Source organism: Pseudomonas sp. PDM25, from assembly GCF_019219045.1.
Lineage (GTDB): Bacteria > Pseudomonadota > Gammaproteobacteria > Pseudomonadales > Pseudomonadaceae > Aquipseudomonas.
Genome location: NZ_JAHUWL010000011.1, coordinates 137,590 through 156,577 on the forward strand (window position 1 = coordinate 137,590; position 18,988 = coordinate 156,577).

The 18,988-nt window shown below is 58.8% G+C and carries 20 protein-coding genes and 1 other RNA gene; 5 read left to right on the forward strand and 16 right to left on the reverse strand.

The window, feature by feature from the left end:
* Positions 1 to 3: 3 nt before the first annotated feature.
* The 9 genes from mraY to rsmI all read right to left on the reverse strand — a co-directional run bounded on the left by mraY (position 4) and on the right by rsmI (position 9,028).
* Positions 4 to 1,086, reverse strand: coding sequence for a phospho-N-acetylmuramoyl-pentapeptide-transferase (gene mraY, locus KW848_RS21245; protein ID WP_046026697.1), 1,083 nt, complete (start codon positions 1,084 to 1,086; stop codon positions 4 to 6).
* The gene (gene murF / locus KW848_RS21250) at positions 1,086 to 2,453 is read right to left on the reverse strand and encodes a UDP-N-acetylmuramoyl-tripeptide--D-alanyl-D-alanine ligase (RefSeq protein ID WP_218537975.1); all 1,368 of its coding nucleotides are present in this window, start codon (positions 2,451 to 2,453) and stop codon (positions 1,086 to 1,088) included. The genes mraY and murF overlap by 1 nt, the downstream gene beginning before the upstream one ends.
* Positions 2,446 to 3,909 carry a UDP-N-acetylmuramoyl-L-alanyl-D-glutamate--2,6-diaminopimelate ligase gene (locus tag KW848_RS21255; protein ID WP_218537976.1) on the reverse strand — a complete coding sequence of 488 codons (1,464 nt, stop codon included), beginning with the start codon at positions 3,907 to 3,909 and terminating at the stop codon, positions 2,446 to 2,448. The genes murF and KW848_RS21255 overlap by 8 nt, the downstream gene beginning before the upstream one ends.
* The gene (locus KW848_RS21260; RefSeq protein ID WP_192407547.1) at positions 3,909 to 5,648 is read right to left on the reverse strand and encodes a penicillin-binding protein 2; all 1,740 of its coding nucleotides are present in this window, start codon (positions 5,646 to 5,648) and stop codon (positions 3,909 to 3,911) included. The genes KW848_RS21255 and KW848_RS21260 overlap by 1 nt, the downstream gene beginning before the upstream one ends.
* Positions 5,648 to 5,941 (reverse strand): cell division protein FtsL, encoded by a 294-nt coding sequence (ftsL, locus tag KW848_RS21265; protein WP_033053422.1) that lies wholly within the window; start codon positions 5,939 to 5,941, stop codon positions 5,648 to 5,650. Before ftsL ends, KW848_RS21260 begins: the two co-directional genes overlap by 1 nt.
* A complete protein-coding gene (rsmH, locus tag KW848_RS21270; protein WP_074880092.1) occupies positions 5,938 to 6,885 on the reverse strand; it encodes a 16S rRNA (cytosine(1402)-N(4))-methyltransferase RsmH in 948 nt (315 codons plus the stop codon). The genes ftsL and rsmH overlap by 4 nt, the downstream gene beginning before the upstream one ends.
* Entirely contained in the window at positions 6,882 to 7,337 is a 456-nt protein-coding gene (gene mraZ, locus KW848_RS21275) for a division/cell wall cluster transcriptional repressor MraZ (protein ID WP_008147486.1), read from the reverse strand. The genes rsmH and mraZ overlap by 4 nt, the downstream gene beginning before the upstream one ends.
* A 355-nt stretch (positions 7,338 to 7,692) precedes the next feature.
* An RNA gene (gene rnpB / locus KW848_RS21280) (RNase P RNA component class A) lies at positions 7,693 to 8,047 on the reverse strand.
* A 75-nt stretch (positions 8,048 to 8,122) separates the two neighbouring features.
* Positions 8,123 to 9,028: a 16S rRNA (cytidine(1402)-2'-O)-methyltransferase gene (gene rsmI / locus KW848_RS21285; protein ID WP_201120586.1), complete on the reverse strand. Its 906-nt coding sequence runs from the start codon at positions 9,026 to 9,028 to the stop codon at positions 8,123 to 8,125.
* A gap of 176 nt (positions 9,029 to 9,204) precedes the next feature.
* Here rsmI and KW848_RS21290 point away from each other — a divergent pair, with 176 nt between their 5' ends.
* The 4 genes from KW848_RS21290 (at position 9,205) to KW848_RS21305 (ending at position 12,651) form a co-directional block, all read left to right on the forward strand.
* Positions 9,205 to 11,016, forward strand: coding sequence for a penicillin-binding protein activator (locus KW848_RS21290; protein WP_218537977.1), 1,812 nt, complete (start codon positions 9,205 to 9,207; stop codon positions 11,014 to 11,016).
* Positions 11,016 to 11,378, forward strand: a complete 363-nt coding sequence (locus KW848_RS21295; RefSeq protein ID WP_008147480.1) for a YraN family protein — start codon at positions 11,016 to 11,018, stop codon at positions 11,376 to 11,378. Before KW848_RS21290 ends, KW848_RS21295 begins: the two co-directional genes overlap by 1 nt.
* A gap of 104 nt (positions 11,379 to 11,482) precedes the next feature.
* Positions 11,483 to 12,076 (forward strand): phosphoheptose isomerase, encoded by a 594-nt coding sequence (locus tag KW848_RS21300; RefSeq protein WP_192406234.1) that lies wholly within the window; start codon positions 11,483 to 11,485, stop codon positions 12,074 to 12,076.
* Entirely contained in the window at positions 12,073 to 12,651 is a 579-nt protein-coding gene (locus tag KW848_RS21305) for a BON domain-containing protein (protein ID WP_008147477.1), read from the forward strand. Before KW848_RS21300 ends, KW848_RS21305 begins: the two co-directional genes overlap by 4 nt.
* Positions 12,652 to 12,702: 51 nt before the next feature.
* On the opposite strand, the gene KW848_RS21310 is transcribed toward KW848_RS21305, so the two are convergent.
* The 7 genes from KW848_RS21310 to rplM form a co-directional block, all read right to left on the reverse strand.
* Positions 12,703 to 13,116 carry a ClpXP protease specificity-enhancing factor gene (locus KW848_RS21310; protein ID WP_008155980.1) on the reverse strand — a complete coding sequence of 138 codons (414 nt, stop codon included), beginning with the start codon at positions 13,114 to 13,116 and terminating at the stop codon, positions 12,703 to 12,705.
* 16 nt (positions 13,117 to 13,132) lie between these two features.
* Complete coding sequence (locus KW848_RS21315; protein ID WP_008155978.1) at positions 13,133 to 13,750, reverse strand: glutathione S-transferase N-terminal domain-containing protein; 618 nt, start codon at positions 13,748 to 13,750, stop codon at positions 13,133 to 13,135.
* Between the two features lie 148 nt (positions 13,751 to 13,898).
* Positions 13,899 to 14,681, reverse strand: a complete 783-nt coding sequence (locus KW848_RS21320) for a cytochrome c1 (protein ID WP_111451310.1) — start codon at positions 14,679 to 14,681, stop codon at positions 13,899 to 13,901.
* Entirely contained in the window at positions 14,681 to 15,892 is a 1,212-nt protein-coding gene (locus KW848_RS21325) for a cytochrome bc complex cytochrome b subunit (protein ID WP_008155974.1), read from the reverse strand. The genes KW848_RS21320 and KW848_RS21325 overlap by 1 nt, the downstream gene beginning before the upstream one ends.
* Positions 15,892 to 16,485: a ubiquinol-cytochrome c reductase iron-sulfur subunit gene (gene petA, locus KW848_RS21330; protein WP_008155973.1), complete on the reverse strand. Its 594-nt coding sequence runs from the start codon at positions 16,483 to 16,485 to the stop codon at positions 15,892 to 15,894. The genes KW848_RS21325 and petA overlap by 1 nt, the downstream gene beginning before the upstream one ends.
* Positions 16,486 to 16,752: 267 nt before the next feature.
* Positions 16,753 to 17,145 carry a 30S ribosomal protein S9 gene (rpsI, locus tag KW848_RS21335; RefSeq protein WP_003216038.1) on the reverse strand — a complete coding sequence of 131 codons (393 nt, stop codon included), beginning with the start codon at positions 17,143 to 17,145 and terminating at the stop codon, positions 16,753 to 16,755.
* Positions 17,146 to 17,159: 14 nt separating this feature from the next.
* A complete protein-coding gene (rplM, locus tag KW848_RS21340; protein ID WP_007905295.1) occupies positions 17,160 to 17,588 on the reverse strand; it encodes a 50S ribosomal protein L13 in 429 nt (142 codons plus the stop codon).
* A 245-nt stretch (positions 17,589 to 17,833) separates the two neighbouring features.
* Between rplM and KW848_RS21345 the strand changes: the two genes are divergently transcribed.
* The gene (locus KW848_RS21345) at positions 17,834 to 18,874 is read left to right on the forward strand and encodes an NADP(H)-dependent aldo-keto reductase (protein WP_218537978.1); all 1,041 of its coding nucleotides are present in this window, start codon (positions 17,834 to 17,836) and stop codon (positions 18,872 to 18,874) included.
* Positions 18,875 to 18,988: the final 114 nt, after the last annotated feature.

Genomic DNA, 18,988 nt, shown 5'->3' on the forward strand with positions numbered 1-18,988 from the left:
GTTCTACCTCAGCTTCAGGGTGGCAAGGCCAACCAGCACGAGAATCACGGTGATGATCCAGAAACGGACGATCACGCGCGGCTCGGGCCAGCCCTTGAGTTCAAAGTGGTGGTGAATCGGTGCCATGCGGAACACACGGCGACCGGTGAGCTTAAAGGACGCCACCTGAATGACGACTGACAGGGTCTCCATCACGAACACGCCGCCCATGATGAACAGGACGATTTCCTGACGGACGATCACCGCGATGGTGCCCAGTGCAGCGCCCAGCGCCAGTGCGCCGACGTCGCCCATGAACACCTGAGCCGGATACGTGTTGAACCAGAGGAACCCGAGGCCCGCACCGATCAAGGCGCCGCAGAACACAATCAACTCGCCTGCGCCCGGTACATACGGGATCAGCAGGTATTCAGCGAATTTCACGTTACCCGACAGGTAGCAGAAGATCCCCAACCCGCCGCCAACCATTACGGTGGGCATGATCGCCAGACCGTCGAGGCCGTCGGTCAGGTTGACCGCGTTGCTCGAGCCAACGATCACGAAGTAAGTCAGGACGATGAAGCCCGCGCCCAGAGGAATGCTGTAGTCCTTGAGCATCGGCAGGATGAGGGTGGTTTCTACCGGTGTTGCCGCGGTCATATAAAGGAAGATCGCCGCGCCCAGGCCGAACACCGACTGCCAGAAGTACTTCCAGCGGCTCGGAAGGCCACGGGAGTTCTTCTCGATCACTTTGCGGTAATCGTCGACCCAGCCGATCGCGCCGAACAGCAAAGTCACCAGCAGCACGGTCCAGACATAACGGTTGCTCAGGTCAGCCCACAGCAAAGTACTGACGCCGATGGACGACAGGATCAGCGCGCCGCCCATGGTCGGGGTGCCGGACTTGGACAGGTGCGATTGTGGACCGTCGTTGCGAACGGATTGACCGATCTGACGGTTCTGTAACGTGCGGATCATCCACGGGCCGTAGCACAGCGACAAAACCAACGCGGTCAGCACACCGAGAATCCCGCGCAGGGTCAGGTACTGAAAGACCGCGAAGCCTTTGTAGAACTGTTGCAGATACTCCGCTAGCAGCAGCAGCATTAATGTTTCTCCAGGCTGGTCCCGCACAAAGCGGCGACGATGTTTTCCATCGCGGCGCTGCGCGAGCCCTTGATCAAAATGGTGGTGTTTGTGTCTTGCTCGGCGCCCAGGGCCTTGATCAGTTCAGCCTGAGTGCTGAAGTGAAAGGCCTGTGGACCGAAAGCGTTCACGGCGTGAGCCATCATTGGCCCGACAGCGTAGAGCGCGGAAACCTTGCCACGGGCGTACTCGCCCACATCGCGGTGCCCCTGCTCCGCCCAATCGCCCAACTCGCCGATATCCCCGAGCACCAGAACGGTGCGGCCGGAAAAGCCGGCGAGTATATCAACGGCGGCGCACATGGAGGTGGGGTTCGCGTTATACGTGTCATCGATCACGCGCATGCCATTGCTGGCCAGTTGCGCGACGGTGCGGCCCTTGACCGGTTGCACCGCGCCCAGACCGGTGGCGATGCCGAACAGCGACACGCCCAGCGCATGGGCAGCGGCGGCGGCGGCCAGGGCATTGGCAACGTTATGGGTGCCGAGCAGGTTCAGTTGAACGCGCTCCATACCTTCAGGACTGTGCAGGTTGAACGCCGGGCAACCGCGCGCGTCGCGGTCCAGATCGCTGGCGTAGAAATCGGCACTGACATTGCTCAGAGCGAAGGTCAGCACTTTGCGACCGGCAGCGCGGGTCTTCCAGATGCCGAATGCCTTGTCGTCAAGATTGAGAACGGCGACGCCATCGGCATCCAGCCCTTCAATAATCTCGCCCTTGGCTTCAACGATTTTTTCCGGCCCGCCGAACTCGCCGACGTGGGCGGTCCCGGCGTTGTTGAGCACGGCCACATGGGGCTTGGTCATGCCGACGGTGTAGGCAATTTCGCCGAGACGCGAAGCACCCAGTTCGATCACCGCTGCGGTATGTTCCGGTGCGAGCTCGAGCAGGGTCAGCGGAACGCCGAGGTCATTGTTCAGGTTGCCGCGGGTCGCCAACACCGGACCGCGCGTGCGCAGGATGCTGGCGAGCATTTCCTTGACCGTGGTCTTGCCGCTGGAACCGGTGATCGCTGCGACAGGATGGGTGTAAGTCGCACGATTCAACGCGCCGAGTTGCCCCAGCGCCTGACGCGTATCTTTGACCAGCAATTGCGGCAGTGCGCTGTCGGCGACTTCGCGCTCGACCAACGCCGCTACGGCGCCTTTTGCCGCTACGTCATTGAGATAGTCGTGACCATCGAAACGCGGGCCGGTCAGGGCAATAAAGAGTTGGCCTGGTTTGATCGCGCGGCTGTCGATGCTGACGCCGTCGAAGCTGGCATCGGCAGTGACCAGGCGGGCATTCAGCGCGCCGGTCAGTTCGCTCAGTTTCAAGGCTTTAAGCATGGGCCACCTCCCACGTGGTCAAGGCATGATCGGCCTCGACCAGATCGGAGAAAGCGTGGCGCTGGCCGTTGATTTCCTGATAGTCCTCGTGACCTTTACCGGCCAGGACAATCACGTCATCCGCCGAAGCGCTGGCGATCAATTGGGCAATCGCCTGGCCACGGCCAGCAACGAAGGTGACTTTATCCACAGCGGTAAAACCGGCGCGGATGTCGTCGAAGATCACGGCCGGGTCTTCGGTGCGCGGGTTGTCATCGGTCACCAGCACGCCGTCAGCCAGACGCTCGACCACTTCAGCCATGAGCGGACGTTTGCCGCGATCGCGATCACCACCGCAACCGAACAGGCACAGCAAACGGCCTTTGGCGTGAGGACGCAGGGCCATCAAGACTTTTTCCAGCGCATCCGGAGTGTGGGCGTAATCGACCACGACCAGCGGCTGAGTACCGCCGCCGAGGCGCTGCATGCGTCCGGCCGGGCCTTCGAGTTTCGGCAGCACGTTAAGGATTTCGTCCAGCGCGTAGTCCAGCCCCAGCAAGGCGCCGACCGCGGCCAGCACGTTGCTCAGGTTGAAACGACCGAGCAAGGTGCTGCGCAAGTGATGCTCACCCTGCGGCGTGACCAGCGTGGCGCGCACGCCTTCGTCATCGAACTGCGCTTCACGGCAATAAAGGTAGGCCCTGGAGTCTTCCAGGCTGTAGGTGATCAAGCGCGACTCACCATCATCAGCGGCCAGTCGGCGGCCGAATTCGTCGTCGAGGTTAACCACCCGGCACTTCAAATCGTTCCAGGTAAACAGCTTGGCCTTGGCTTCGCCGTAGGCTTGCATGGTGCCGTGGTAATCCAGATGATCGCGGGACAGGTTGGTCATCACCGCCACATCGAACGCCAGTGCGGTCACGCGTCCCTGATCCAGACCGTGGGAAGAAACTTCCATGGCGACGGCTTTGGCACCGGCCTTTTTCAGGTCGGCGAGGGTTGCCTGCACGGCAATCGGGTTCGGCGTGGTGTGCAAGCCGCTTTCGAGCGCGCCGTAAAAACCGGTGCCCAACGTGCCGACGATGCCGCAGTGCTGGCCGAGCAAATCCATGGCTTGCGCAACCAACTGCGTCACGCTGGTTTTGCCATTGGTGCCGGTCACGCCGATCAGGTTCAGGTGGCGACTAGGGTCACCGTAAAAACGCCCGGCGATGTCCGACAGCTGCGCCGCCAGGCCTTTGACCGGAATCAGCGGAACATCGGTAATCGGCAATACGGTCGCGCCTTCGACTTCATACGCCACAGCGGCAGCGCCGCGTTGCAGGGCGTCGGCGATGTGCGCGCGTCCGTCGAACTTGCCGCCAGGGACGGCGAGAAACAGATCGCCAGCCCGCACGTTGCGGCTGTCCAGGGTCAGTTCGCGGATCAACAGATCGCGGCCGGCGTGGGCGAAAATCTTGTTCAGACTCAGAGACATCAGCCTCGCCCTCCATTGGCTTTCAGCGGAACGACCGGTGCTGCGTTCGCTTGTTGAGTAGGTGGCAGGTTGTCCGGGGTGATGTTCATCAGGCGCAAGGTCCCGGACATCACTTTGCTGAACACCGGGGCCGATACCAGACCACCGAAGTAACCGGCCTTGGTCGGCTCATCGATCACCACCACGATGGCGTAGCGCGGATCGTTCATCGGGCCGAAGCCGGCGAACAGCGAACGGTAGGAATTCTCGGCGTAGCCTTTGGTGCCGACCGACGTTTTACGCGCGGTACCCGACTTGCCGCCCACGTGATACGCCGGCACTTGTGCACGGAATACACCGCGCGGAGCTTCGATCACTTGTTGCAGCATGGTTTGCATGGTCTTCGCGACAGCTTCCGGCAATACCTGCGTGGTTTGCGGCGCCTTGTCCGTTTTGATCAGGGTCAGCGGCGCGAGGCGACCGTTGTTGGCCAGGGCCGAGAAGGCGTGGACCAACTGGATCGCGGTCACGGAAATACCGTAGCCGTACGACAGCGTGGCGGTTTCAGCCTTGCGCCATTCGCGGTAGTTCGGCAGGTTGCCGACGCGCTCGCCTGGGAAGCCCAGGCCGGTGTCCTGGCCGAGACCGACTTTTTGCGCCAGACGGAAAATCGTTTCGCCGCCGATATCGAAGGCGACCTTACTCATGCCGACGTTACTGGAGTTGATCAGGATGCCAGTCAGGTCGAGCACCGGGCCTTCGGATTTGGAGACGTCCTTGATGGTGTATTTACCAATCTGCAAGGTGCCCGGATAAACCTCAACGGTATCGGTCGGCTTCCAGCGCCCGGTTTCAATGGCGGCGCTCATGGAAATCGCTTTCATGGTCGAACCCGGTTCGAACACGTCGATCATGGCGCGGTTACGCATCATCGCCGGTTGCAGGTTGCGACGGTTATTCGGGTTGTAGGTCGGCTGGTTGACCATGGCGAGGATCTCGCCGCTCTTCACGTCCATGATCACCAGGCTGCCGGCCTTGGCGCCGTTCTCGATGATCGCGTTACGCAGTTCACGGTTGGCCAGGTATTGCAGACGCAGGTCAATGGACAACGCCAAGGGCTTTCCGGCCTTGGCGTTTTTGGTGACCTGAACATCCTTGATAAGTCGGCCACGCCGATCCTTGATCACCTGCCGCTTGCCAGGGACCCCGGCCAGCCATTCGTCGTAGGCCAGCTCGACGCCTTCACGACCGTGATCATCGATGTCGGTAAAACCGACCATATGGGCAGTGACTTCACCGGCCGGGTAGAAACGACGGAATTCTTCGATGCCATAAACGCCCGGCACTTTCAGGTCGAGCACGGACTGGCCCTGCTCGGGGGTCAGCCCGCGCACCAGGTAGATGAATTCTTTGTTGGCTTGGGCCTCGAGACGTTCGGCCAGGGCTTTCGGGTCCTGCCCCAAGGCAGCCGCCAGTGCAGGCCACTTCTCTTTGGCCGTTTGCATTTCCTTGGCATTGGCCCAAAGGGTGGTGACCGGGGTACTCACGGCCAAAGGCTCGCCGTTACGGTCGGTGATCAGACCACGGTGAGCCGGAATCGGGATATGACGAACGCTGCGCGCATCACCCTGACCTTTAAGAAAGGCACGGTCGACCACCTGCAGATCGATAATGCGCCAGGAAATCGCCGCGACCATGACGCCGAGCAAACCCAGCACCAGGCGGAACCGCCATGGAAAGAGTGCGCCCTCGAGTTTCATCATGGCGCCACCATCTGCACTTCAGCTGCGCCAGGAATGCGCATCTTCAGTTGCTCGGTCGCCAGGACTTCGATACGGCTGTGGGCGGTCCAGGTGCTCTGTTCGAGAATCAAACGGCCCCACTCCGCTTGCGCCTTGTCGCGCACGCTCAACTCGTTGTACAGGGAGTTCAACAGTTGACGGTTCCAGTGGGCGCTATAGGAAACGCCGATGGCCGACACGAGCACGCCAATAAACAGCAGAAACATGAAAAAGCTTCCGCCGGGAAGTGGCTTGGCGAAAAGCTTGCTCACCGCAGCTTCTCCGCGACGCGCATGACGGCGCTACGGGAACGTGGGTTGGCTTTGAGTTCGGCCTCGGAGGCGGACTGCGCTTTGCCATGGATTTTGATTATTGGTTCGAAGGCGACGTGACGTACCGGCAGGTTGCGCGGCAAGTTGTCGGCTTCGCCTTTCACCAGCTTGCGCATGAACAGTTTGACGATGCGGTCTTCCAGCGAGTGGAAGCTGATGACCACCAGGCGGCCACCGACTTCCAGGCATTCCAGTGCGGCTTCGAGGCCGGCTTCCAGATCACCCAGTTCGTTGTTGACGTGAATTCGCAGGCCCTGGAACGCACGGGTCGCCGGGTTTTTGCCCTTTTCCCATGCAGGGTTGGCGACTTTCAGGACTTCAGCCAGATCGGCAGTGCGCTCGAACGGCTTGATGTCGCGACGCTCGGCCACGGCACGGGCCATCCGGCCGGAGAAACGTTCTTCGCCGTATTGCTTGAACACCCGGGCGATTTCTTCCACCGGGGCGGTATTGACGAATTCGGCAGCGCTGATCCCGCGGGACGGGTCCATGCGCATGTCCAGCGGGCCATCGTTGAGAAAACTGAAGCCGCGCTCAGGGTCGTCGAGCTGCGGCGAGGACACGCCGAGGTCGAGCAAAACGCCGCTGACCTTGCCGGCCAGACCACGTTCGGCGACTTCCGAACCGAGCTCGGCAAAGCTGCGCTGTACAACGACAAAGCGGCCGTCTTCGGCCGCTAGCGTTTGCCCGGTGGCAATCGCTTGAGGATCTTTGTCGAACCCGAGTACCCGACCCTCGGGGCCGAGCTGGCTGAGGATCAACCTGCTGTGTCCGCCGCGCCCGAACGTACCGTCCAGATAGCAGCCATCAGGACGTACGGCGAGAGCCTCCACGGCTTCGTCAAGCAGTACGGTGATGTGGTTAAAGCCGCTATCAATAGTCACAGGATCAAATCACGCAGTTCATCAGGCATGGCGCCCGGTTGTTGAATGGCAGCCAGGTCAGCGGCAGAAACCGCATCCCAGGCATCCTCGTCCCACAATTGGAACTTGTTCAGTTGGCCTACCAACATCGCGCGCTTATCCAACTTGGCATATTCACGAAGACGCGGTGGGACCAGAAAACGACCACTGCCATCGAGCTCGAGGTCGACAGCATTACCAATCAGTAAACGTTGCAGGCGGCGGTTCTCTTCGCGAAGCGAAGGCAGTGCGCGCAGTTTGGTTTCAATAATTTCCCACTCATCGAGGGGGTAAACACACAAACACGGATCAACGGCATCAATTGTGACGATTAACTGACCGGAACTACGCGAAACGAGCTCGTCACGGTACCGGCTCGGCATAGCGAGACGGCCCTTTGCGTCGAGACTGATAGCGTTAGCTCCGCGAAACACGTCAGCGTTTCTCCAAATATTAGCGTTTTGAGCTCAAAAAACCCACTTCATGCCACTTTCCGCCACTTGCGCACACTATAGGAATGCGGCCACCGCACCGTCAAGGCGCGGATTAAAGGAAAAGCCTTACAGAACTGAGATTTAGGAGCGCAAAAGGAGGGGCAGCGAGAATCTGACGTGTCGTTCTGTTCAATAACTTGAATCAGCACTGAAGGCTGCGTTCGAAAGTTAAAGTAATTTGTTAAGAGTAAGATTTTTTCGGTATTAGGAAAGTGCTTCTGCTGTTGATTCTGTAAGGAGGGGAATTGCTACTACAGGCGCCCTGCTCAATCATTAAAGCAGGGAGGGGAAAAAGGTGGAGAGTCGATCTGTAAGCCGGGTTCTGTCTTGAACAGTCATTCGTCTACGATGGCCATCACTGGACATCTTTAGCAACCTACCCGGTCCCAGCGCGGGCCACGCCTTGGGACCCTATTTGGTCTTGCTCCAAGTGGGGTTTACCTAAGCCACGAACTGTTGCCAGACGTGCGGTGCGCTCTTACCGCACCTTTTCACCCTTACCGGCGCCGAAGCGCTTAGGCGGTTATTTTCTGTGGCACTTTCCGTAGGCTCACGCCTCCCAGGCATTACCTGGCACTTCGCCCTATGGAGCCCGGACTTTCCTCCCCCCCCTAATTTTCATAGAGGGCAGCGACTGTCCGATCGACTCTCCGCCGCGAAGATTAACGGCAGAGCAGCCGAAGGACAAGCGCTAAACGCCTTGGGCTGCGCCTGCACGTCGGTTTCTACTCGCCCTTCTGTTTATCCAGCGCAACCTGATAGAGCACATTCTTGCGCTCGCCGGTAATTTGCGCCGCCAACGCTGCGGCTCGCTTGAGCGGCATTTCTTCAAGCAACAGATTCAGAATGCGCATCGCTTCACTGCTGACGGCGTCCTCGGTCTCGGGGGCAGACCAACCCGCCACCAACACCACGCACTCGCCGCGCTGCTGATTGCTGTCTGACTCGACGAACTCGCGCAACTCAGCCAGAGGCAAGCCTTTAAGGGTTTCGAAAGTCTTGGTCAGCTCGCGCGCCAGCAACGCCGGACGCTCACCACCAAACACCAACTCCATGTCTTGAAGGCACTCAAGGATCCGGTGCGGGGCCTCATAAAAAATCAGCGTGCGCGGTTCTTCCTTTACCAACTCAAGACGGGCGCGCCGACCGACTGCCTTGGCCGGCAGGAAGCCTTCGAAGATGAAACGGTCCGATGGCAGACCCGCCGCCGACAACGCGGCGATCAACGCGCAGGCGCCCGGGACCGGCACCACATTGATCCCCGCCGCGCGGGCCTGGCGCACCAGGTGATAACCCGGATCGGAAATCAACGGCGTGCCGGCATCTGAAATCAGCGCCACATCGTCGCCGGCAAGCAAACGCGTGATAAAGCGGCTACCTTCATCCCGCTCATTGTGTTCATGGCAGGCCGCCAGCGGCGTAGGAATGCCGAAATGTTGCATCAATCGCTGGGAGTGACGGGTATCTTCGGCGGCGATCAGGGCGACGTCGCGCAGGATTTTCAGCGCACGCGCACTGATGTCGTCCAGGTTGCCGATGGGCGTCGCCACCACATAAAGCGAGCCAGCAGCGGAATTCAAAGCACCTGGAGCAGTCAAAGCGCACACCTCATGATCGGTAAAAGCCGCCATTGTAGCGCGTCGTGACGTTCGCGATACGCGCAAGCAACCCTCGGTTTTGCAGCCTTTTGTGCAGTGCCGCAACATTTGCACGAGCTAAATTGATCGATTCACACCAGTAACATCGCGCCCCGGCCAGTGCTTGGGTACAATTCCACGCTAATTTGATCGAGTATCAGGAACACTACATGATCGCTTGCCTGCGGCTGTTCACTGCCCTCTGCCTTGCTGCCTTGCTGGCGGCTTGCGCCAGCTCGCCCTCCTCCAGCCTTGGCGAACTTCCACGGACCCCGGATGCCAGTATCGAGCAACTGCTCGCACAGGCCGCTCAAAGCAAAGACCCGGAAAAAGCCTCCCTGTTGCGCCTGAGCGCGGCAGACCTGGCCTATCGTCAGGGGAATGCCGGCCAGTCCGCGCAAATCCTGCAACAAGTCCCGGTCGAAACCCTCAAGCCTGGCCAACAGGTGTTCGCCAGCACCCTGGCGGCTGAACTGGCCATGGTTCGCAATCAGCCCAAAGCGGCGCTGACAGCCTTGAGTCATCCGAGCCTGCAACGCCTGAGTGAACTGCCGGTTGAGCAACAGGTTCGCACCGGCACTGTTCATGCCCGCGCCCTTGAAGCCGATGGCCAGACGCTGGCCGCCGCACGGGAGCGCATCTTCATCGCACCAATGCTTGAAGGTGAAGCCGCCAGCAAAAACCACGAAGCGATCTGGACCCTGATCGCCTCGCTGCCGACTGATCAATTGCAGCCGAGCACCACCGACGACCTCGGCGGCTGGATGGGCCTGGCACTGGCGGTGAAAACTGCCGGCACCCTGGAACAGCAGCAAGCCGCGATCGACAACTGGCGCGCACAGAATCCAAAGCACCCGGCCGCCATTCAATTGCCGCTGCCACTGACCAAACTCAAGGAACTGGCCAGCCAGCCCCTGAGCAAAATCGCCCTGCTGCTGCCACAAGACGGCCCGCTGGCATCGGTTGGCAAAGCACTGCGTGAAGGTTTCATGGCTGCTCACTACCAGGCCCAACAAGCCGGGCAGAAGCCGCCAGTGATCGAGTTCTATGACAGCTCGCGCCTGACGTCCCTCGACGAGTTCTATCGCAAGGCTCAGGCCGACGGCGTGCAACTGGTCATCGGCCCACTGGAGAAACCGCTGGTCAAACAGCTCAGCGCTCGCCCGCAACTGCCGATCACCACCCTGGCACTGAATTACAGCGAAGGCGCACAAGGTCCGGCCCAACTGTTCCAGTTCGGTCTTGCGGCTGAAGACGAAGCCCGCGAAGTGTCCCGCCGCGCTCGCGCCGATGGCCTGCATCGCGCAGCCATCATGGTGCCGAAAGGCGAATGGGGCGATCGCGTCTTGAAAGCGTTCAGCCAGGATTGGCAGGCTAACGGTGGCAGCATCGTCGCTACCGAACGCGTCGACCAACCGGTTCAACTGGCCCAGCAGATCGCCGATATGTTCCAGCTGCGTCAGAGCGAAGGTCGTGCCAAGAGCCTGCAAAGCACCGTTGGCGGACAGATCGCCGCCCAGCCTTCGCGTCGCCAGGACATCGAGTTCATCTTCCTGGCTGCAACGCCTCAGCAAGCCCAGCAGATCAAGCCGACCCTGAACTTCCAGTACGCCGGCGACGTGCCGGTTTATGCCACTTCCCACGTGTTCAGCGCCAGCGGCGATGTGAACCAGTACAACGACATGAACGGCATTCGCTTCTGCGAAACCCCATGGTTGCTGGAGGCTAACGATCCACTGCGCAAGCAAGTAACCGCTCAGTGGCCGCAAGCTGCTGGCAGCCTGGGCCGTCTGTACGCGATGGGTGTTGACGCCTATCGCCTGGCACCACGTCTGGGGCAACTCAAGGCTCTGCCGGACAGCCGCATCGAAGGTCAATCGGGCAGCCTGGGCATGACTCAGAACCAACGCGTGGTCCGCCAGTTGCCGTGGGCACAGTTCGTCAGCGGCCAGGTTCAACGCCTGCCGGACACCCCGCACTGATGCCCGACCGATCACGCCAGCAAAGCGGCAAAGATGCCGAGCGCCATGCGCTCGAGCATCTTCAACAACAAGGTCTGCGCCTGCTGGCGCAGAACTGGTTGTGTAAACGCGGCGAGCTTGATCTGGTCATGCTTGATGGCGATACAGTAGTATTCGTTGAAGTCCGCTACAGAAAAAACACTCAATGGGGTGGCGCGCTCGGCAGCATCGATGAGCGCAAACGGCAGAAACTGATAATTGCCGCGCAATATTTTCTTCAGCGCGAGTCGCGTTGGGCCAATTCCCCTTGCCGTTTCGACGTGGTTGCCATCGACAGCAACCTCGATCAGTTGAACTGGTTGCAGAATGCCTTCGACAGCTGATCGCGTGCGCCCCGAACCGGACACTTTCACCCAACACTTTTGCTCTTTGCTTTGCGGGCTGCACATTCATGTGCCGAGTAGCCGCGCTAATTAAGGTCACACAGATGGACATGCAATCCCGAATTCGCCAGCTTTTTCAGGCCAGTATCGATACCAAGCAAATGGCGATGGACGTACTTGCACCGCACATCGAGCAAGCCAGCCAGGTGATGGTCAACGCCCTGCTCAACGAAGGCAAAATGCTGTCCTGCGGCAACGGCGGCTCTGCCGGTGATGCCCAGCACTTCTCGTCCGAGCTGCTCAACCGTTTCGAGCGTGAACGTCCGAGCCTGCCAGCGATTGCGCTGACCACCGACAGCTCGACGATCACCTCGATCGCCAACGACTACAGCTACAACGAAATCTTCTCCAAACAGATCCGCGCCCTCGGCCAGCCGGGTGACGTATTGCTGGCGATTTCCACCAGCGGCAACTCGGCAAACATTATTCAAGCGATCCAGGCCGCACATGATCGCGAAATGGTTGTCGTAGCATTGACCGGTCGCGATGGTGGCGGCATGGCTTCGCTGCTATTGCCCGAGGACGTCGAGATTCGCGTACCGGCCAACGTCACCGCACGTATTCAGGAAGTCCACCTGCTGACGATCCATTGCCTTTGCGATTTGATCGACAGCCAACTGTTCGGGAGTGAAGAATGACCCCTAATCGCCTAGGCCTTCTGGCCTTGACACTGTGCCTCGGCATCAGCGGCTGCACCTCGGTGGTTAACGCCAGCCGTGAAGCACCGATTGAAGATGACCGCGGCACCCGCACCTTCGGCAGCAAGATCGACGACTCTCTGATCGACACCAAGGTCGGCGTGAACATTGCCAAGGCCGATCCAGCCCTGGATAACGACTCGCACATCGTCGTCACCAGCTTCAATGGCGTCGTGCTGCTTGCCGGGCAAACTCCGCGTGCCGACCTCAAGGCCAAGGCCGAACAGGCCGCTGCGGCTGTTCAACGCGTGAAGACAGTCCACAACGAACTGCAAGTCCTGCCACCTTCCGGCTTCCTTGCCCGCCAGAACGACACCTGGCTCACTTCCAAGATCAAGACCCAGATGCTCACCGACCCGAACATTCCGGGCTCGCGCATCAAGGTTGTCACCGAGAACGGCATCGTTTACCTGCTGGGCCTGCTGACCAAACAGGAAGCTGCCCAAGCCACCAATTTGGTGCAGGGTGTTTCCGGCGTGCAGAAGATTGTGAAACTGTTCGAATACATCGACTGACACGCAACACGCAGGCACAAAAAAGGCGATCCTTTCGGATCGCCTTTTTTATTACTTCACCACTTTCAAACTGGGTCGACCGCTGGGACGCGGCGGCTCACTGTCGGGTGGCGGAATATCGTCATCCGGCTCGATCTCTTCCTCGTCCTCCATAGGCGATTCCAGATCGAACACCATGCCCTGACCGTTCTCCCGGGCGTAAATGCCCAGAATCGATGCGATAGGCACGTACAGGGTGTGTGGCACGCCACCGAAACGCCCTTCGAAGCTGACCGCTTCGTTGTCCATGTGCAAATGACGCACGGCTGCCGGCGATACGTTCAGGACAATCTGTCCGTCACTGGCAAAACCCTGAGGCACCTGCACCGACGGATACTCGGAATTGACCAGCATGTGCGGGGTGCAATCGTTGTCCACAATCCACTCGTAGAGCGCGCGGACCAGATAAGGTCGACTGGAGTTCATAGCGGCTCCTTAAGCCTTAGCGCATATCGCGTTCGACACCAGACAGACTCGCCTGGAAAGCCTCACGCGCAAACGAGCGCTCCATATAATCAAGCAGCGGCTTGGCAGGCCGCGGCAGTTCAATACCCAGAATCGGCAATCGCCAGAGTATTGGCAATAGGCAGCAATCCACCAGACTTTGTTCCTCACTGAGGAAAAACGGCTTGTCGGCGAACAACGGCGACACGCCAGTCAGGCTTTCGCGCAGCTCTTTACGAGCCACGACACGGGCTGCTTCCTTGGACCGGGAATCCAGGATCAGATCCACCAGACCACACCAGTCACGCTGAATACGATGAATCAGCAGACGGCTGTTGGCACGCGCCACTGGATAAACCGGCAATAAAGGCGGGTGCGGGTAACGCTCATCCAGATATTCCATCACCACGGTCGACTCCCACAACGCCAGGTCACGATCGACCAGGGTGGGCAAGCTGCCGTAAGGGTTCACTTCAATCAGTTTAGGCGGCTGGCGACCAGCTTCCACGTAAATGATCTCGGCGCTGACACCCTTCTCTGCAAGTACGATACGCACTCGGTGGGAATAGTGGTCGGCGGGGTCGGAGTAACAGGCCAACCGATTGGTCACGCCCATGGCGGTCCTCCTCGCTTGTTGAAATTATCGGAAACGGAAAAACGCGCGCGCCCAGAGAGCGCCTCTCGTAACGCCTGGATCACCAGGCTCGTTACACCTTCAGAGACGCCCTTGGGCGCGCGCGATTGACAGCAATTTTACAGCAATATCAATGGACGTCTTTCCAGTATTCACGCTTGAGCAAGTATGCGAATACGAAGAAGAACGCCAGGTACAGCAACACATAGGTACCGATGCGCTGATGCTGCAGCTTCACCGGGTTGGCCGAGTAGGCCAGGAAGGTCACCAGATTCTTGACCTTCTCGTCGAACTGCTCTTCGTTCAGCGTGCCGGTTTTCGGCAGTATGGTCAGCTGGTCGCAGGCTTCATGCGTCAAAGCCGTGCCGGTCAGCGGATCGTATTGCTTCTTGCCGTCATCGACGATTTGAACTTGTTTACAGCCTACCACCTGACGACCCTGCAGGCCGACCAGAACGTTAGGCATCCCGACGTTCGGGAATACCTTGTTGTTCACGCCCCAAGGACGCGATGGGTCTTCGTAGAAAGATTTCAGGTAACCGTAGAGCCAGTCAGTGCCACGAACGCGGGCGACCAGGGTCAGGTCGGGCGGCGCCGCACCGAACCAGGTCTTGGCGTCAGCCGGCTGCATGCCGATGCTCATGTGGTCGCCGATCTTGGCGCCGGTGAACACCAGCTTCGAGAGCATCAGGTCGTGCGGAATGCCCAAGTCATCGGCAACACGTTCGTAACGCTGGAACTTGGCGCTGTGACAGCCCATGCAGTAGTTCGCGAATGTACGCGCACCATCCTGCATGGCAGCCTTGTCGGAAACGTCGATATCGACCTTTTCGAGCTCAGGACCACCGTGTTCGGCCGCGAAGGACAGCACAGGCAAAGCAGCAAGAATCAGTACAGCAAATAGCTTTTTCATCAGCCAGTCACCCTTTCCGGAACCGGTTTTGTCTTCTCGAGCCTGGTGTAGAACGGCATCAGAATGAAGTAGGCGAAGTACAGGAAGGTACATACCTGCGACAGCAACGTCCGCTCGGGGGTTGGGGCCAATACGCCCAGCACGCCCAGGATCACGAACGAGATGCAGAACACCCAAAGCCAGATCTTGCTCAGCCAACCCTTGTAGCGCATCGACTTGACCGGGCTACGATCGAGCCATGGCAGGACGAACAGCACAGCAATGGCCGCACCCATGGCGATAACGCCCAGGAGCTTGTCCGGAATCGCCCGCAGAATCGCGTAGAACGGCGTGAAGTACCAGACCGGAGCGATGTGTTCTGGTGTCTTGAAGGCGTTCGCCACTTCAAAGTTCGGCTTCTCGAGGAAGTAACCACCCATTTCCGGGAAGAAGAACACGATCGAACAGAAGATGAACAGGAACACCACCACGCCGACGATATCTTTCACGGTGTAGTACGGGTGGAAGGCAATGCCATCCAGCGGTACGCCGTTTTCGTCTTTGAATTTCTTGATGTCCACGCCGTCCGGGTTGTTCGAACCGACTTCGTGCAGCGCCAGAACGTGCAGCACCACCAGACCGAGGATCACGATCGGCAAGGCAACAACGTGCAGGGCGAAGAAGCGGTTCAGGGTAATACCGGAAATCAGGTAGTCACCACGGATCCACTGAGTCAGGTCGTTGCCGATGACCGGGATCGCACCGAACAGCGAGATGATCACCTGGGCACCCCAGTAGGACATCTGCCCCCACGGCAGCAGGTAACCCATGAAGGCTTCAGCCATCAGCGCCAGATAGATCAGCATGCCGAAGACCCACACCAGCTCACGCGGCTTCTGGTACGAACCGTAGAGCAAGCCACGGAACATGTGCAGATAGACCACGATGAAGAACGCCGAGGCGCCGGTGGAGTGCAGCAGACGCAGGATCGAGCCGTACTCGACATCGCGCATGATGTATTCGACGGATGCAAACGCCTCTTCCGCCGACGGGGTGTAGCTCATGGTCAGCCAGACACCGGTAACGATCTGGTTGACCAGAACGAGCAGTGCGAGGGAACCAAAGAAATAGAAGAAGTTGAAGTTCTTCGGGGCGTAGTACTTGCTGAGATGGTCTTCCCACATTTTGGTCGCGGGAAAGCGCGCATCAACCCAATCCATGAACTTGCTCATCACGCTTTCTCCGTATCGACGCCAATGACAATGATGTCATCGGTCTCATAGGAATGCGGGGGAACTGGCAGGTTCAAAGGCGCAGGTTGCGACTTGTAGACGCGGCCAGCCAGATCGTAGTGGGAACCGTGGCAAGGGCAGAAATAACCACCTACCCAATCCTTGCCCAGATCCGCAGGTGCCACTTCTGGACGGAAGGTCGGCGAGCAACCCAGGTGCGTACAAATACCGATCAGCAGCAGAACCTCTGGCTTGATCGAACGCGTTTCCGGGTCGACGTAAGTCGGTTGTGTCGAGTTCTTGGAGGTCGGGTCAGACAGCTGGCCCTCGATCTTTTTCAGATTCCCCAGGATTTCCCCGGTACGGCGGACAATGAACACCGGCTGACCGCGCCACTCAGCAATCATCTGCTGGCCTGGCTCGATTTTGCTGACATTCACCTTCACCGGTGCACCTGCGGCTTTCGCCTTGGCACTGGGAAACCATGACCCCACGAACGGGACCGCAGCCCCCACCGCTCCTGCAGCACCCACCACGGATGTGGCTGCTACCAAGAAGCGACGCCGGCCTGCATTCACGCCGTCATTGCTCATTCAGTCCTCTCCCATCAGCTTTGTGGCCTGTTAAATCAGGCGTCTACTAAGTAAAAATCTGAACTTATAAAAATTTTGCCGAATGGTAATGAAAAGCCCCAATTCTGACAAGGTAATTACCGAGGGGCTCCACTGCCAAGCCTTGCAGTATAGGGCTTCTACGGCTGTGGCAAGTTGTCACAGAGCAATTCTTTGATAAATCGCGCCCATAAAAAAACGCCCAGCTTCGCGAGGAAACTGGGCGTTCTTTTTGAACGTAAAAGCGAATTAACGCTTCGAGTACTGCGGACGCTTACGCGCTTTACGCAGACCAACTTTCTTACGTTCAACTTCACGTGCATCGCGAGTAACGAAGCCAGCTTTGCGCAGAGCGCCACGCAGGGTTTCGTCGTACTGCATCAGTGCGCGAGTGATACCGTGGCGGATTGCGCCAGCTTGACCACTTACACCACCACCGATCACGGTGACGTAGATGTCGAATTTCTCGACAGTCTCAGTCAGTTCCAGCGGCTGACGAACTACCATGCGGGCAGTTTCGCGGCCGAAGAAATTTTCCAGGGTGCGGTTGTTGATGGAGATGTTACCAGTACCCGGACGCAGGAAAACGCGTGCGGTTGCGGTCTTGCGACGGCCAGTGCCGTAATTTTGAGTCGCCGACATAATGAACTATTCCGTTAAAACTTCAGTTCTTGGGGCTGCTGAGCAGTATGAGGGTGTACAGCGCCCGCATAGACTTTCAGCTTACGATACATGTCGCGACCCAGCGGGTTCTTAGGCAGCATGCCTTTGACCGCGGTCTCGATCACGCGCTCAGGGGCTTTAGCAATCAGCTTTTCGAAGTTGATCGACTTGATGCCGCCCGGGAAACCGGAGTGGGAGTAGTAGATTTTGTCGGTGGTTTTAGCACCGGTTACACGAATCTGCTCGGCATTGATAACGACGATGTAATCGCCGGTGTCAACGTGAGGAGTGTACTCAGCTTTATGCTTGCCACGCAGACGGCTCGCGATTTCGGTGGCCAGACGACCCAGGGTCTGACCTGCAGCGTCGACGACAAACCAGTCGCGCTGTACTGTTTCCGGTTTAGCAGTAAAAGTTTTCATTCTTTATAGCCTCAGGGGCCGCCCTGTAAATTAGACGGCGGATCTTACTGAATAGTGCGTACTTTGACAAGTCAAAGGCAGCCGGATACAGACGCTTTCGGGGGCTCGGGTCGGCGCGTCCGTTCAACGGCAAGATTCTTCGGCGGCGGCGCATCACTTCCACTGCAGAAAGAGGTGCGCAATTATGCAGATTGCGAAAAATAATTCAACCTGCTTTTATGATTGTTTTGCCCAAGGAGCACCCGATGGATTATCGACAGCTAGGCCGAACCAATCTGAACGTGAGCGCCATCTGCCTCGGCACCATGACCTGGGGCGAGCAAAACAGCGAGGCTGAAGCCTTCGCCCAGATTGAACGGGCCAAGAGCGCCGGGATCAATTTCATCGATACTGCCGAGATGTACCCGGTGCCGCCCAAGGCCGAAACCTACGCCACCACCGAGCGCTACATCGGCAATTACTTCAAAAGCCGTGGTGATCGCGCCGACTGGATCCTGGCCAGCAAGATCGCCGGCCCCGGTAACACCATCGACTACATCCGCGACAAAAACCTGCGGCACAACCGCCAGCACATCAACGAAGCCGTGGACGCCAGCCTCAAGCGCTTGCAGACCGACTATATCGACCTCTACCAGCTACATTGGCCGGAGCGCAGCACCAATTTCTTCGGTCAGCTCGGTTACAAACACCAGACCGAAGCCAACCTGACGCCGCTGGAGGACACCCTCGAAGCACTGGACGAGCAAGTCAAGGCCGGCAAGATCCGCCACATCGGCCTGTCCAATGAAACGCCATGGGGCACGATGCGCTTCCTTGCCCTGGCCGAAGCCCGTGGCTGGCCGCGCGCCGTGTCGATCCAGAACCCGTACAACCTGCTCAACCGCAGCTTCGAAGTCGGCCTGGCGGAAATCGCTATCCGCGAACAGTGCGGCCTGCTCGCCTATTCGCCGCTGGCGTTCGGTTTCCTCTCGGGCAAATACGAAGGTGGCGCGCGTCCGCCTAAAGGTCGCCTGAGCCTCTACAGCCGCTTCAGCCGCTATTTCAACCCGCAGTCGGAAGCCGCGTGCAGTCGTTATGTGGCACTGGCGCGTGAACACGGCCTGGACCCGGCGCAAATGGCGTTGGCGTTTGTCACTCAGCAGCCATTTGTGACCAGCAACATCATCGGCGCGACCACCATGGAGCAACTGGAGAGCAACATTGCCAGCTTCGAGCTGAAACTTTCCGATGAAGTGCTAGAAGGGATTGAGGCGATTCACAAGGATCACCCGAACCCGGCACCTTGATCGCCAGATAAAAAGCCTTCGCGAGCAAGCCCGCTCCCACATTCGACCGCATTCCTTCAGGAGAACTCGGTTAAATGTGGGAGCGGGCTTGCTCGCGAAGGCGGCCTGACAGTC